The organism is Chitinophaga terrae (ex Kim and Jung 2007) (assembly GCF_900107795.1).
Classification (GTDB): domain Bacteria; phylum Bacteroidota; class Bacteroidia; order Chitinophagales; family Chitinophagaceae; genus Chitinophaga; species Chitinophaga terrae.
The window spans coordinates 23,679-39,567 of record NZ_FNRL01000026.1 but is presented as its reverse complement, the minus strand read 5'-3'; the positions used below and the strand labels follow the sequence as shown (position 1 = coordinate 39,567).

Below are 15,889 nucleotides of genomic sequence, written 5' to 3'. Positions count from 1 at the left end.
CTATGCTCAAGAATCTGAAGGCGGAGATCCGTCACTTCGCTGAACAGCCGCACGATTTCCGGATACTGGTACTAACCAACATGATCTATGCCCTGGTACTGCCGGTGATCGATATATTTGTGGCCGCCTATGTGATGCGTAACTCTAACGACCCAACGAAGGTGGTGATCTACCAGCTTACCATATATACTGGAATACCGCTCACATTTCTTATCAATGGTTTCCTGCTGAACAGGTTTAGCATTAAAACCCTGTATTCGGCAGGCATGATGCTGAGCGGGGTATCGATGATGGTAATGATGTCGCTGACTACGCTGGATCTTACCGGTATTGCCGTTGCAGGTATGATCATGGGTATGTCGTTCGGTTTTTACTGGGCCAACAGGGATTACCTCGCCCTCTCTATCACCAACGATCATAACAGGAATTATTACTATGGGCTCGAAACCTTTTTTTATACGATCATAGCGGTGGTAATACCTATCTGCATAGGATGGTTTATTGAACTGGTTGGGAACAAACAGAGTGTAAATGTAGCTTACCGCATCATTACCGCCATCGTGTTTGTAGTTACCATCGCGGCATCTGTAGTGTGTTTCAGAGGGAATTTTTCCAATCCCAAACAGCAAAGGTTCATCTTCTTCAAATTTGATCCTTACTGGAGCAAGCTGTTATTGCTGGCTGCATTAAAGGGACTGGCGCAGGGCTACCTGGTAACTGCTCCTGCTATGCTCATCATGTTACTGCTGGGAAAAGAAGGCGCGTTGGGTACCGCTCAGTCGGTAGGCGCCATCATTGCCGCGATACTGATGTACATCATTGGCCGTATGGCAAAGCCAGCGCACCGTTTGTACATTTTTGCAGCAGGGCTGGTCTTCTTTGCCATTGCTGCTATATTCAACGGCGCCCTTTTCAATGCAACGGGAGTGATCATATTCATGATGTTCCTGCTGCTGGCCAAACCCTTGCTGGACCTGGCTTATTTTCCTATCCAGTTTAATGTGATAGATATTTTATCGAAGAAAGAGCGGAGAAATGAATTCGCCTATATACTGAACCATGAAGTAGGCCTGTATGCCGGCCGCTTCCTGGGTGCAGCCACTTTTATTTTCCTGGCTTATTATTTTTCAAGGGAAGCGGCATTGCGCTATGCTATCGTAATTATTGCGCTGCTGCAGTTGTTGTCGCTGATCGTTGCCCGTAGCATAATCCGCCAGGGAAAAGAGATGATCACAGAACTTAATGAAAAAAATTCACAGCATGGTAAAATTGAAACAGACAGCCATCCTGCTATGCCTGGCGTGGACAGCCTGTAAGGAGACGCCGCCGGAACCGGTAAAACAGGAAGCAATAGCCAGGGTGAACCAGATGCCGGCCATACCGCAACCATTGCAGATAATTGACTGGTATACCCTTGCCCGGCAGTTCGACAGTACAGTGTATGATTTTAAAGCTACAGGGCCCCATTGGCCGCTCGTGTGGTGGGATAGCTCCAAACACAACTTCCCGCAACCCGTCGTGGGCTTATATACGGCTATGGATGATCAGCGCCAGGGCCCCGCACATAACAAGGGAATGTTCCATGAAGCGTTGGCCACTATGGGCGCAACATTAGGCGCTTCGCTGGTTGGCATAGATAAAAGCAGTCAACAGGGGCTGGACTATGTGAGTATGTTGAAGAACTATTTCAACAGCGAAACGAAATGGAATATCATGATGAACAATACCTGCCCAGAAGTAGCGTTGCTGGGCGGCGGGTATGGGAGAGACTGGTGGTACGACGTATACCCGAATATGTTATTCTACGGTATCTACGACCGTTATCCTTCCGTAGCCGGGCTGGATTCATTAGCCCGCACTATAGCGGAGCAGTTCTGTGCAGCGGATTCCGTATTGAATGGCGACTACAACCATACGTTCTTCGACTATGCGGCAATGACGCCTAAGTCGAACCAGATCTGTCACCAGCCCGATGCAGCCGCGGGGCATGCCTATGTGTTGTATGCAGCTTATAAGAAGTTTAACGATCCCCGTTATCTCAAAGCTGCTATTCATGCCCTGGGAACTTTGCAGAAGCAACCTAAAAACACCTTCTACGAAATATTCATGCCTTTCGGCGCTTTAATGGCGGCGAGGCTGAATGCAGAACAGGGGCAATCGTTTAATGTGCAACCCTTCCTCGATTGGACATTCAACGGCGATCCTGAATGTCGTATAGGCTGGGGCGTACTCGTAGGCAACTGGAACGGGATAGATATTTCAGGTATTGTGGGCAGCACTACCGACAGGGGAGGATACGGTTTCCTGATGAATACCTTCGACGCCGCATGGCCGCTGGTGCCGTTGGTACGCTATGATCCTTCCTATGCGGCTGCTATCGGTAAATGGATGCTGAATGCAGCCAATGCAGCCCGTTTCTTCTATACCCAGTATATGCCTGATGAACACGAAACGATCCCGGAAAAAGCAGGCATTACCAAGGGGGTTATCGGCTACGAGGGTATTATCCACTCGCCGTCGTACCCTGAATACGCTCACCTGAAAGCGCCGGTAGCGCAGGGCGATGGTCCTTTATGGGCCAAAGGCAACCCGGATGTTTCACAGTTCAGCGTGTATGGCAGCGGGCATGTAGGCATCTTTGGCAGCATTATCCGGAACACCAATGTGAACGGCATATTGCAGCTAAACCTGCTGGCGACCGACTTTTTCAGGGATAAGGCTTATCCTTCTTACCTGTACTATAACCCATACCCTGAAACAAAAAAAGTAATGCTGCCGCTCGGCGAAACGGCTGTTGATATATACGATACCGTTAGCAGGCAGTTTATCGCACGGAATGTAAAAGGTGACTATGAATTATCGTTGAATGCAAACACAGCAGCCGTTACTGTACTGACTCCTGTTAAAGGAAAAGTAAAAAAGAATGGAAACCAGCTGCTGGTAGATGATGTTGTTGTGGCTTGGAAATAAGCATGCGCCCGGAAGGAGATCAGTCAGGTTTCCTTTCGGGCCTTATTAACAACCGTAACGACTGGTCCCTCGTGAAATACGCGATCAGCCAGTTAAAGAAGGTTTTTGTACGGTTCCTGTAGGTGATGAGAAAGCTAAGGTGAATGAACAGCCATATAAACCAGGCGATGAAACCGCTGAAATGCATCTTTGGCTTGGGTATATCGGCCACAGCTTTATTTCTTCCAATGATCGCCATACTTCCCTTATCAAAATATTTGAATGGCTTCAACGGCTGGGATGCCGCCATCGCGCGCAGGTTTTTGGCCAGCTGAACCCCTTGTTGGATAGCTACCTGCGCCAGCTGCGGATGCCCGTTAGGAAAGGCTTCATCTGAAGTCTGCAGGCAAACATCCCCGATCGCATATATGTTCTTCAAACCTTTAACGGCGTTATATTCGTCTACGATCAAACGTTTGCCACGCCCGTAGCACGAATCAGGTATGCCCGGTATAGGGTCTACCGTTACCCCCGCCGCCCATACAACCGTTTTGGTAGCGATCGACTCGCCGTTTGCAAACGTTACCACGTCGTTGACATAATCCTTTACCTGCATGCCCAGTTTTACCTCTACACCCATCCTGGTTAGATCGTTGAAGGCATCCTGCTGTGACTTTTCACTCATAGCCGCTAACACTTTAGGCAACCCGTCTACCAGGTAGATATGCGATTCATATCCTTTACCGGCCAGCTCGGGGTAATCTTTAGGCACTACGTTTTTCTTCAGTTCAGCCAGCAGCCCTGATACTTCCACGCCGGTTGGCCCGCCGCCCACCACCACAATAGTAAGCAGTTTGGCCCTTTCTGCCGGGTCCTGGGTCAGGCAGGCCTGCTCCATCACTTTGAGGAAATGGTTCCTCAATTCCAAAGCGTTGTCAACTGTTTTAACGGGCAAAGCGTTTTTCTTCACGCTTTCCATCCCGAAATAGTTATTCGTGGTACCCTGGGCAAATACGAGGATGTCGTAACTCAGGGTAGTGGTAGATAAGACAACTTTATTCTCTTCAGGGATCACTTCTTTGAACTCACCGATCACAAACCGCACGTTTTTCCGCTTGCGCAACAGCTTCCTGAAAGGATAACTGATGTCTGTCGGGTCCAGAAACGCCATTGAAACCTGGTATACCAGGGGAGGGAAGTAGTTATAGTTGTTCCTGTCGACCAGCGTAACTGTATAGTTCTCATTTGAACCCAGCTTCCTGATCAGATTGATACCAGCAAAACCGCCTCCTATAATAACAATGTGTTTCATAGCAATGCTTTTTGCCCTTTAAACAGATAGCGTACCATTTTGTTTGGCAACAGAAATTTATCGAAAACTGACTTTTGATCACCTGTTCTTGTCCACACGTCAATTATCTTTTAATAAGCGCAGCTATGGGCGTAGGTTTATCAAAAAAAAGACAATGTCAGTTACGCCACTATCTTCCCGTCAAACCTACATCGATTGGTTACGCATATTTGCCATCATCGGCGTTTTGTTATTTCACTCTGCAATGCCTTATGTGGCAGATTGGGAGTGGCATATCAAGAATCCCGAGACCAGCAACACCCTCCTGGAATTAAATGATTTCATGAGCCGCTGGCGCATGCCGCTTTTATTCTTTATTTCCGGCGCCGTCAGTTATTTCATGCTGCAGCGATATAATGGCAGCGCGTTCCTGGGGCAACGCTTTCTGCGTTTATTCGTTCCGCTTATAGTGGGTATTCTGGTGATCGTGCCTCCCCAGATCTACCTGGAAAGAGTGGTGGCAGGGTACCAGGGCAATTTCTGGCAATTTTACCTGCATATGTTTAAAACAGGCGCTTACCCGAAGGGAGATTTAAGCTGGCATCACCTGTGGTTTATCTGCTACCTGCTGGTATACGATATTTTACTTACGCCGCTGTTCGTACACCTGATGTCGAAGGGCCGGAAACTTATGCAGCGGCTGGAGTGGCTGGCAAAAGGCAGCAGGATCTATTTCCTGGCGCTGCCGGGAGTACTGGTGTATACCTTCTGGATGAACAGGTTCCGCGCCACTCATGACCTGATCCACGATTATGGTTATTTTCCTTACTATCTCTTCTTTGTGCTGGTAGGTTTTATATGTATTGCCAACCAGTCGTTTATGGATAGCCTGGCCCGTAACAGGAGAACATCCTTTGCCATCGCTGTATTATCTATACTGATCATCAATTATTGCCGCTGGAATAAGATCGAACCATGGTTTGCAACAGGATATTTCAACCCCGACTATCGTTTTTACCTTTTTGCCTTTGTTGGCGGCGTGAATGCCTACATGTGGGTGTTCACCGCGGTAGGCTACGGAAAACAGTACCTTAACAGGCCATGGAAAGGGATGGCTTATGTGAACCAGGCGGTATATCCCTTCTATATCCTGCACCAGACGGTGATCGTTATAATCACCTTTTACCTGGTTAAGGTACCGGACCCGATAGGTATGAAATATATATTCACAGTTATCGTAACTTTCCTTCTGAGTATGTGTATCTTTCATTTGTTTATACGTCCTTTTGCGGTCATGAGATTTTTGTTTGGAATGAAAGGAACAGGAAAGAAGAAAGAAAAGGAAAATTTGATAGTTCACCCGGTTGCAGTTACAGTATTATGAAATTCTTCTGGAAATATATCTTCCCACTGGTATTCGGGTTGCTGGCATATTTTACTATCCGGTTGCTGACAGACAGCATCTCGGGGATGAAATTCTGGTACCGTCCTTTTGCCATCAATGCCATCGAGATCATTACCAGCATACTGACAGGCTATGTGCTCATTTGGCTGGTGAACAGGGTATTGAACTATTTTGATCAGCAGAACAGGCAGAGCTTTACTTTCCAGGTATTCAAAAAGGAACTGTTCTATGTAGTAGTGGTCAGTCTGCTGGTTCAGAATGCGTTCCTCACTACCATGGCCGCGTCTACAGATGATGGTTTGCAATGGTATGACGTGGCAGATATCAACATCATTCCCTTGTTCTATACCCTGATCTATTACGGTGTGCGCCGTTCGGTCAGTTTCCTCAATGCGTATGTGGAAAGCAAAGTTCAGCTGGAACGTGTTACCAATGATCACCTGCAAACGGAATTGAAATTCCTGAAAGCACAGTACCATCCTCATTTCCTTTTCAATGCGCTGAATACGATCTATTTCCAGATGGACGAGAATGTGCAGGAAGCCAAGAAAACAGTAGAGAGATTCTCAGAGTTACTGCGTTACCAGTTATACCATCAACATAAACAGATCAGCATTGGCCAGGAGACCCGCTACCTGGAAAGTTTCATTAAAGTGCAGCAGCTCCGGGTAGCAGAGCGCCTTCAGTTAAAAGTATTGTTTGATCGAAGTCTCGACAATGAAATGGTTTACCCGCTCCTCTTTCTGCCGTTAGTGGAGAATGCCTTCAAGTATGTGGGTGGAGATCTGATGATTGATATCCGGTTATACAGGGAAGATGATAATATTGTTTTTGAAGTGAAGAACAGTGTCCTGCATCCCGAACCTCCGAAGGGAGATGGGGGTATAGGATTAGAGAATTTAAACAGGCGGCTTGAATTGTTGTATCCTGGCAAATACAACTTCCGTACAAAGCGGGATAATGATTTTTATATTGCAGAACTAAAGCTGGCGTTAACATATGAATAGTCCAAAGATCAGGTGTATCATTACGGATGATGAACCCTTTGCCGCAAAAGGATTGGAAGGATATGTCGCTAAGATCCCCTTCCTGGAATTAGTGGCCAGATGTGAAGATGCGTTGCAGTTGAATGCCGTGTTGAAACAACAGTCGGTAGATCTGTTGTTCCTCGACATAGAAATGCCGCATGTTTCAGGTATCGCCTTTTTAAAAGGCTTGCCTAACCCGCCTAAAGTAATATTTACAACGGCCTATGATCAATACGCTATTGAAGGTTATGAGCTTGATGTATTGGATTACTTGTTAAAACCTATATCTTTCGATCGTTTCCTTAAAAGCGCCAATAAGGCTTACGATTATTTCAACAGTCAGCAAAAGAATGAAGCCATTTCGTATTGTTTTATTAAAGTAGACCAGAAACTGGAAAAGGTGTTTTTTAATGAGATACAGATGGTCGAAGCCCTGGGTAATTATGTAGCAGTGTATACGGGCGGCAGGAAACTGCTTACCCATGTAACGTTAAAAAACATGCAGGAAAACCTGCCTGTTTCTATGTTTATCCAACCCCATAAGTCTTTCCTTGTAAATATGCAGTTTATTACGGCCATTGAAGGCAATACCCTGCACATAGGCGCTTTGCAAGCCCCTGTCAGCAAGTATTCCAAAGATGAGATATTAGAGAAAATAGTGAACAATACCCTGATCAGGCGCCAGCAATAACTGGTGTTTATAACCTTCACAACGGATGAGAAGAATAATAAAACCGGGTGGTCAACCGTTTTATTCGGGTGATCGGGCAGCAGGGGCCGGTTAACTTACAGTCCCCAGTGAAGCCTCGCCCCGCCGTGTTCTGCCTTATTATCTCTTTGCCGCGATCTGTTATAGCCGTAATTTACAGCAGGAATATCGCCGGGCCGATCAAACTATTTGCCGGCCGGATCGTTATAGGCTAGTATAGAGGTAGGGAAAAGATCCTGCTATCCTCATTCAAAAAGCAGTTAAATGGATATAAGACAATTTGAAGATAAGGGGCTGGCGCATTATTCATATGCCATCTACAGTAAAGCGACGAACCAGGTAGTGTTGGTTGATCCTTCAAGAGATCTCACTCCATATTTGGAATTTACCCATTCAAAGAACGCGGCAATAGCCGGGGTGATCATCACTCATCCCCACGCCGATTTTGTGAGCGGGCATTTGGAGTTACATAAAAAACATGGCGTAGCTGTTTACTGTTCACGGCTGGTAGGCGCCAGCTTTCCCTATACCGGGTTTGATGAAGGGGAAGAAATAGTGATAGGAGATATCGTTTTAAAAGCGCTGAATACACCGGGGCATTCGCCCGACAGTATCAGCGTAGTATTGGTTCACCGGGGCCACGATGCCGCCGTATTCACAGGCGATACCCTGTTCATCGGCGACTGCGGGCGCCCCGATCTCCGGGAAGGAGCAGGCAACATCACGGCTGCAAAAGAAGAACTGGCCCGGCAGATGTATTATTCCCTCCGGGAAAAGCTGATGGTGCTGCCCGATGATGTGCTGGTTTTTCCTGCTCATGGCGCAGGCACCCTTTGCGGCAAGTCGCTGAGCGATGCCCATAGCAGCACAATCGGCGCCGAAAGGGTCAGCAATTGGAGCGTGCAGCCCATGACGCCCGAAACTTTTATTGAAAAGCTCCTGGCAGATCAGCCTTTTGTTCCCAAATATTTCCCGTTCGATGTAGCGTTGAACAGGATAGGAGCCCCCAACCTGGCCGAAGCCCTGGCAGGGGTTAAAAGAGGCAATACCGGGGAGTTGGAAGAAGGAGTTACCATCATAGACACCCGCCCCCAGGAGGTATTCAAACAGGGGCATCTCCCGCATGCCATTAATCTCCAGGATGGCAGCAAGTTCGAAACCTGGCTGGGAAGCATAGTATCACCGGAAGAACCGTTTTACCTTATCAGCGGAAACGACATTCACCTGAAACATGTGATAGGCAAAGCATCCAAGATCGGTTACGAAGCCTTCATCGAAGCCGCCATAGTACTGAACGACGGCGATGTGCTGATGCCCCGGATGTCGATCGACGATTTCAGGAAGCACCCGGAAAACTATACAATAGTAGACGTCCGTATGCCGTCGGAAGTCGCCGGCCGTAAAATATTTCCCAACGCTATCAATATCCCTTTAGACCAGCTCCGCGAACGGATCAACGACATCCCGCTCGACAAGCCGGTGGTCGTTCACTGCGCCGGCGGCTACAGGAGCGCTGCCGCCAGCAGTATTGTCGCCGATAAGATCGGCAACAGCGTACCGGTGTATGATCTCAGCGAAGCAGTCAACACCTTTTAAACGCTTTTCCCTATTTTTGCCGCCTAAACGATATTAGCATTATGGCAGCAACAAAGATCACAGTTAATAGTAATGGCTCTTTAAGAGTTGAAGGAGATTTCGAAATTGTAGACAAGAACGGTAATAAATATGACCTCGGCGGTCGCGAGATCGTTAGTATCTGCCGCTGCGGCATGAGCGCCAACAAACCTTTCTGCGATGGCTCCCACAAAGGCCACTTCGAACACGAAGCGGTAGCCTTCGCACTCCCTCCCAAAAAATAGCTGGTTCGACAGGGAGGTTTCACGCAGAGACGCAAAAGGAGCAAAGAGGCAAAGATTTTTTATTAAGGAAATTAAGAAAGCAAAGGAAGTTGAGATTATGTAATAACACACTATCAACTTCCTTTGCTTTCTTAAAACTCGCTTCGATCCAAAAATCTTTGCCTCTTTGCTCCTTTTGCGTCTCTGCGTGAAACTTACGCGTGAAACCTTATCTTTGCGCGCTCGAAGCAACTTTAAGAAGTATGAGTGTAACCAGAAAAGCGTTGATTCCCATACTGTTGGGTATATGCGGTACGGCTGCCGCACAGCAGCGGGATACCGCGATGACCAGGCAACTGGATGAAATAATTGTCCAGGAGAACAGGTTTTCCGGACCCGTTAAGGAGCTTAACAGGAATATTACCATAATTACCCGCAAACAGATCAGTGAAATGCCTGTATCCTCGCTTAGCGAGGCGCTGGCATATGTGCCGGGACTGGATGTGCGTCAACGGGGCCCGGAAGGCGTGCAGACAGATATTGGCATCGACGGCGGAACTTTTGATCAGACGCTCATCCTGTTAAATGGCGTTAAGATCACAGATCCGCAAACGGGTCATAATATTATGAACCTGCCCATCTCGTTGTCGGATATTGACCATATTGAAGTGATCAGGGGAGCGGCAGCCAGGATATATGGTATTAATGCACTGAATGGCGCTATTAACATCGTTACCCGTAAAGCTACAGAGTCGGGCGCCACGATCGGAGGAAGCCTGGGAAGCAGTTTCAAACAAAATGAGAACGATCGCCTGTATTGTTCTTATTCCGTTAATGGAAGCGGTTCCCTTGTCAATGGGGGCAATAGCCAAACGGTTTCTGTAAACCGCAACCAGGGCAACGGGTATAGGTACAATACAGCGTATGACAATTACAGGGCGTTTTACCAGGGCGCTTTCAACAACGACACCCTGCACCAGTTCAATGTTATGGCTGGTTACGTGTATAATACCTATGGCGCCAACGGTTTTTACGCCGCACCGGGCGACAAGGAATCCATGGAAACAGTGAGAACCGCGTTGGCTGCGGTGAGCAACACTTCCAGGATCAACCGGTCATGGGTCCTGGCGCCCCGTATCAGTTACCGCTACACGAAAGATGATTACGTTTATATCAAACCGGATAAATTCCGCAACCTGCACGATACCCACATCTTTGATGCGGAACTGAACAATACTTTCGATACCCGGATCGGTACATTCGGCGCAGGCCTGGAGGCCCGGTATGAGCATATCAAAAGTTCTAACCTCGGCAACCACGACAGAACAAATTTCGGCCTGTCGGGCGAATACAAAAGCAAAGCGGACAGGCGATTCAATTTCACCGTTGGCGGTTACCTGAACTACAACAGCGCTTATGGCTGGCAGTTCTTCCCCGGCGCCGATGTTGGCTTCAACATTACTCCTGATCTGAAGGTCTTTGCAAATGCAAGTACCGCCCAGAGGATACCGACCTACACCGACCTTTATTACGTAAGCAAAGACATTATAGGCAACGATAAACTGCAACCCGAGAAAGCTACCTATATGGAAGCGGGACTTCGCAAATTCAACGGCCATTTCAGCTATTCGGCCACAGCATTCTACAGGCAGATCAGCCATTTTATCGATTATGTAAAAGATACCGCTGGTATTGCGGATCCGAGCACTATCAAATGGCAGCCGCAGAACTTCCAGCGGGCGGATATCAAAGGCGTTTCACTCACAGCAGGGTATAATACGGCGTTCAAACCCGGTTCCGCCTTTGATAATATCTCCCTGAATGCAGGCTACAATTACTTATCTCCAACCTTTAAAGGCGATCCTTTATCTACCAAAATATCCCGGTATGTGATAGAAAGCCTGCGCCATCAGTTTACGGCCAATTTACGCACCACTTTCCTGCATCACTTCACGGTAGCGGCAACAGCAAGGTATAATATGCGGGTAAGCTATACAGACTATACGCTGATCGATGCGCGTATTTCGTATGCCCAACCCCGTTACCAACTCTTTGCAGATGTAAATAACCTTACAGATGTAAGTTACATCGAATCCAACGCGGCAGTGATGCCGGGGCGCTGGGTGAGTATAGGCGCCAAAGTACGCCTGGGTAGAGGAGCGTTGTAAAAAAATAACTTAAAATGCTGAAGGCCGGTCAAACTCTGACCGGCCTTTGATTTTGGTTGATGTGATGTATAATTGGTTGTTTGGACTACAATATATTGGCGCTTATAATGCCCTTGCCGTTAGAGAGCAGGAACACAGTGTATATCTTTCCTTCCGCCAGTTCTATATCCTGCAGGTTGCTGATCAGTATAGGCGTTCCCGTACTTTTATTGGTTACCCGTATGGTGATCTTCCCGGCGTTAACCTGGGTAAAAGGAGCGCTGTCGTATGCTTTCCCGAAAATATTGCTGCCGCTGGCGCTGCCATAAGGTATGCTGTCTGACAGTTTGGTTTCGCTGCCGCTTTGTATCGCCTGTGCCGCAACGGCGCTGATGCCTGAAGCCAGGTGTACAAGACGTATTTTGGCTTTGCCTGCCGGCGGCGCTGTAAGGTCGTCGTAAAAAAGGATCAGCGAGTCTTTGCTGCTGTCGTTCCGGGTAGGAGCGGCGATTACGGTATGATAGTATCCCGGGATAGGGCCGTTAGGTCCCCCGGTTGCACTGTAGGTAGCGCTATTGCCGAACTGCCGGGAAACCAGGTAGCTGCTGCCGTTGCCTTCCGTGATATTGATCTGCACATTGCCGTAAGTGGTAGGCAGGTAGGCGGAAGTAGTGCCGGGAGTTAAAGCGGTAGTTGTAACCTGTTGGGTAAAGGTCCAGAATTGTATACCGGCGGCCGATGTCCTGGCATTTACAAAACGGATATTGGCCGTAAGAGGCGGGCGATCGCCCGCATTAACATCCAGGTAATCGGCTTTCCTGCAGGCAAATAAGCTGATCAGGCTGCCGATAAGTATAAAAGTCTTTTTCATTTTCCTGCATTTTTAAGAGTTAGAAACGTGCAAACAATCTTGCAAATGGTTGAATTCCTGCGCTGCCATTCTGTATGCCTACCACAGTGGGATTCCTTAAACCGGAGATAGCCTGGTCGGAATAATCGCCCAGCACATTGAATACGTTGTTCACGCCGATAGTAGCCTGTACTGCCTTGGTGAACCAGTAGCTGAATGAAACATCTGTTACCCAGATGGGATGCAGCTCCTGGAAATAGTAATCAGGTTTGGGAAAGTTCGCATTTTGCGCGGTTGCAGTGGTAACGCTTCCGAAGTACACGGTGCGGGCCAGTACGGATACTTTCTTTGAACTCAGTATAGCCTGCAACGTTATCTTTTGTTGAGGTATGTTGGTGGTTACCCTGGCTTTTTCAGCTTCGCTGAATATAATGTTCCTGTATAGCTCCAGCCCTTTGGGAGTATTTACCGCCGTTACTTCATTTTTTACAAAGTTGCTTCCCGCCAGTATCTGCAAGGTCTTTTTATGCAACGGTATCCTGTAGCTTCCCGTGAATTCTATTCCCCTTGTGCGGGTGCTGAATGCGTTGTAGAAGAACTTCGCCTGGGTAGTTCCTGTTTGCAGGAGCAAAGCTCTTACATCGGCGGGCAGGTTTTGATCTGTAGCAGAGAAGTTGCCGGTATTGCCAACCCGGTTGCGGATATCGATCTGGTAAGCGTCTACGCTGAGTTCCACTCCCTGCGCTGGTTGGGAAGTAATACCAGCTGTATAACCCGTAGATCTTTCGGGTGTGAGCGATGGAATCCCCAGCGCCCTGGTGGCGGCACTTTTATTGGAGGCAGTCACCTGGTCAATAGCCCGTCCCTGCTGGAAGCTGGTAGATGTTTCGGTATAATAGAACTGCGCAAGATCTGGCGCCCTGAAGCCGGTGTTGGCGGCGCCCCTGATACTGAGCCAGGGTGCAAAACTATAACGGGTGGCAATTTTACCGGTGGTTACATTCCCAAAGTCGGAGAAGTTTTCTGCTCTTAATGCACCTGAAATAAGCCAGTGAGAGGTTACATTCAGTTCCAGGTCGGCATAGGCGGCCACGATGGCCCTGCTTACGTTCACTTCGTTGGAAGGGCGGAATCCTGCATGGATCTGCGAACCGGGCGAAAGGCCGTTCAGGGCGATCAGTCCTCCGTCGCCAAGGTATGGCACGCCGTTTACGGAGGTATCTACATTATACACCTGTCGCAGGTCGGCTTTGATATACGATGCTTCTTCGCCGGCAATGATCTGGTAGGTTTCGGACCTGTATTGTGCGCCAAATGCCACGTTCAGGCCATGCAGCGCTTTGTCGAAGTACCGGCTGATATCCAGGCTGGCCGTGTTCTGGGAGGCATTGTATTTGCCGGCATCGAAAGTTGTAGGACTCTTCAGGCCCAGGCTTGCATTAAGCGAATTGGAGATCACGTTGCCGAAATCATTTCTTCCATATACATTGGATACATCGATCTTCCAGTTGTTCACCGTGGTTTTTAAACCCACAGCCAGCGATTTATCAGTGATGCTGTTGTCCATTGCCGGCAGGAAACCATCGGGATAAAGCGTAGTATTGTTGCGCTCTGTCCAGCCGGGGAGGCGGTATACGGCGGTGAACTGGCTGGCGCGGCGACTGATGCCTCCAAATGCATATACTTCCGCATGCTCGCCAACGGGAATGGCTGTATTAAAAAACAACAGCGCATCTTTTGCTTTGTTGCTACCCCCGCCGCGTTGATCAAAATAATGCCTGTCTATGCCCCGGCTCTTTAAAATAGCTTCATCAATTTCCTTCGTGTAAATATTATCATACCCCCTGGTATTGGCTCCGCCTCCGTAGATAGGACCGTTATATAAACCCGCATCATCACGCCCGGGCTGCAGGCTAACAGCCTGCGTGGCAAATTCGACGCTGGCGTTCAGGTAGCCCCCGCGGTCGCCGATCTTAACCCCGTAATTGATACCGGTACGGGTAGCGGCTCCGTCGCCCCGCCGCCTGACGCTTCCGGTGGTGCTGGCAATAATATTCTCCGTCTGCTTCTTCAGCACGATATTGATAACGCCGGCGATGGCGTCGGAGCCATATTGTGCGGCTGCGCCATCTCTTAGTATTTCTATCCTTTCAATAGCAGAAGTGGGGATGGAATTAAGATCATATCCTGTAGCGCCATTGCCTAATCCTCCCCAGTTTACGTTAGAGCTTTTGTGCCGGCGTTTGCCGTTTACCAGCACAAGCAGCTGATCTACTCCCAGGCCTTTAAGCTGCACCAGGTTCAGCGCCGATGCGGCATCACCTGCATTACTGCCATTCACAGAGTGAAAAGAAGGCGAGATGTATTGCAGGATCTGCGTAATGCTCGTCTGGGGCGCTGATTCCTGGATGGCTTTCAGGTCAATGATATCCACTGGCACCGGCGAATTCAATTTAGTCCTGTTGACGCTTCGCGAGCCAACGATCTGGATTTCGCCCAACTGTGTGGTGGTATCGGTTATCCGCTTACTGTCCTGCGCCCATAGGGGACTCGATACCAGCAATAAAGAAATGGTTTTGAGTAACTTTTTTTTCATGGTTGATGATGGATTTTTTGGTTGAATCGGTCGTCGGTTAATGCTACCAGGAAGGCTTCCAGGTCGTTCATTTCTTCCGCGCTGAGATGAAGTGGGGTATTCAGGGAAAGATCCCGTTTTATCCCGTTGTGTACTACTTTATCCGGTTCGTTATAGTAAGCGATCACTTCTTTCAGTGTTTTAAACATCCCGTTGTGCATGTATGGGGCTGTAACAGCTACATTCCTGAGCCCGGGCACTTTAAAAAATCCCTGGTGTGCGGAGTCTTTTGTGATCTCAAACCTGCCGGCATCTTTTAATGTGGTGCCATTGTACAGGCCAATATTCTTAAGCCTGTCGGCGGTAAAATCCTCTCCTGAATGGCAGTTGCTGCAATTGGCTTTCCCGATGAACAACATCCGGCCGCGTATAGCAGCGGGCGACAGGGCATTGTCGTCGCCGGCAATGTACCTGTCGTAAGGACTGTTGGCCGTTTCCAGGGTACGTTCGTATGCTGCAATGGCCTGCAGGAGGTTTTTGTTATCGGGCGGCGCATTGAATACTTCACGGAAGTAGCGTTGATAAAGGGAATCTGATTTGAGTCGTGCTATCGCGGTTTCAATGGGCAAGCCCATTTCATCGGGATTGATGATCGGCTGCAATGCCTGTTCTTCGAGGCTGCTGGCCCGTCCATCCCAGAAGAAACTGGGGCGGCCCGACATATTCGTGATGCCAGGGGTATTCCTTTTGGTAGGAGTGTTGTGTATGCCCAGGCTAAAGGCAGTTGTATCTGCGAATGCAAATTCGGGTTTATGGCAGGACGCGCAACTGATGCTGCGATCCTGCGATAAGATAGGATCAAAAAATAATTTTTCTCCCAGCTTTACTTTGGTAATGGGCGGCTCGGTGGATTGTTTGATCTGGAAACCACATAGGAAAGCGTAGACACAAAAAATACCTAATGCAAAGAATATGATTTTTTGCAGTTGCATGGCGGCAATGAATTATAAAGAAAAAAATACCTCTGGCGGCCAGGTGGGAAGCTGCCGGTAAATGGTTGATTAAATAAAGTTACCTGTAGTCGGGCTGTAAAAAGA

General features: G+C 48.3%; 12 protein-coding genes. 8 read left to right on the top strand and 4 right to left on the bottom strand.

What is annotated here, in order from left to right; translation table 11 throughout:
* The first annotated feature begins 2 nt into the window (after positions 1–2).
* A complete protein-coding gene (locus BLV62_RS22250; protein ID WP_089764436.1) occupies positions 3–1,316 on the top strand; it encodes an MFS transporter in 1,314 nt (437 codons plus the stop codon).
* Positions 1,261–2,970: a hypothetical protein gene (locus tag BLV62_RS22245; protein ID WP_089764434.1), complete on the top strand. Its 1,710-nt coding sequence runs from the start codon at positions 1,261–1,263 to the stop codon at positions 2,968–2,970. Before BLV62_RS22250 ends, BLV62_RS22245 begins: the two co-directional genes overlap by 56 nt.
* 19 nt (positions 2,971–2,989) lie before the next feature.
* Here BLV62_RS22245 and BLV62_RS22240 read toward each other — a convergent pair whose 3' ends face one another.
* Positions 2,990–4,261 (bottom strand): NAD(P)/FAD-dependent oxidoreductase, encoded by a 1,272-nt coding sequence (locus tag BLV62_RS22240; protein ID WP_089764432.1) that lies wholly within the window; start codon positions 4,259–4,261, stop codon positions 2,990–2,992.
* A 154-nt stretch (positions 4,262–4,415) separates the two neighbouring features.
* Here BLV62_RS22240 and BLV62_RS22235 point away from each other — a divergent pair, with 154 nt between their 5' ends.
* The 6 genes from BLV62_RS22235 (at position 4,416) to BLV62_RS22210 (ending at position 11,388) form a co-directional block, all read left to right on the top strand.
* On the top strand, positions 4,416–5,624 hold the full coding sequence (locus tag BLV62_RS22235; protein ID WP_089764431.1) for an acyltransferase family protein: 1,209 nt from the start codon (positions 4,416–4,418) through the stop codon (positions 5,622–5,624).
* Positions 5,621–6,652 (top strand): sensor histidine kinase, encoded by a 1,032-nt coding sequence (locus tag BLV62_RS22230; RefSeq protein WP_089764429.1) that lies wholly within the window; start codon positions 5,621–5,623, stop codon positions 6,650–6,652. Before BLV62_RS22235 ends, BLV62_RS22230 begins: the two co-directional genes overlap by 4 nt.
* Positions 6,645–7,364, top strand: a complete 720-nt coding sequence (locus tag BLV62_RS22225) for a LytR/AlgR family response regulator transcription factor (protein ID WP_089764427.1) — start codon at positions 6,645–6,647, stop codon at positions 7,362–7,364. Before BLV62_RS22230 ends, BLV62_RS22225 begins: the two co-directional genes overlap by 8 nt.
* 282 nt (positions 7,365–7,646) lie before the next feature.
* Complete coding sequence (locus BLV62_RS22220) at positions 7,647–8,978, top strand: MBL fold metallo-hydrolase (protein WP_089764425.1); 1,332 nt, start codon at positions 7,647–7,649, stop codon at positions 8,976–8,978.
* A 41-nt stretch (positions 8,979–9,019) separates the two neighbouring features.
* The gene (locus BLV62_RS22215; protein WP_089764423.1) at positions 9,020–9,241 is read left to right on the top strand and encodes a CDGSH iron-sulfur domain-containing protein; all 222 of its coding nucleotides are present in this window, start codon (positions 9,020–9,022) and stop codon (positions 9,239–9,241) included.
* Between the two features lie 242 nt (positions 9,242–9,483).
* Positions 9,484–11,388, top strand: coding sequence for a TonB-dependent receptor plug domain-containing protein (locus BLV62_RS22210; RefSeq protein WP_089764422.1), 1,905 nt, complete (start codon positions 9,484–9,486; stop codon positions 11,386–11,388).
* Between the two features lie 85 nt (positions 11,389–11,473).
* Here the strand turns inward: BLV62_RS22210 and BLV62_RS22205 are convergent, their stop codons facing one another.
* The 3 genes from BLV62_RS22205 to BLV62_RS22195 are packed head-to-tail and all read right to left on the bottom strand — an operon-like array spanning position 11,474 to position 15,784.
* On the bottom strand, positions 11,474–12,238 hold the full coding sequence (locus tag BLV62_RS22205) for a DUF4397 domain-containing protein (protein WP_089764420.1): 765 nt from the start codon (positions 12,236–12,238) through the stop codon (positions 11,474–11,476).
* 19 nt (positions 12,239–12,257) lie between these two features.
* Positions 12,258–14,813 carry a TonB-dependent receptor plug domain-containing protein gene (locus BLV62_RS22200; protein ID WP_089764418.1) on the bottom strand — a complete coding sequence of 852 codons (2,556 nt, stop codon included), beginning with the start codon at positions 14,811–14,813 and terminating at the stop codon, positions 12,258–12,260.
* On the bottom strand, positions 14,810–15,784 hold the full coding sequence (locus tag BLV62_RS22195; protein WP_089764416.1) for a cytochrome-c peroxidase: 975 nt from the start codon (positions 15,782–15,784) through the stop codon (positions 14,810–14,812). Before BLV62_RS22195 ends, BLV62_RS22200 begins: the two co-directional genes overlap by 4 nt.
* Between the last annotated feature and the right edge of the window lie 105 nt (positions 15,785–15,889).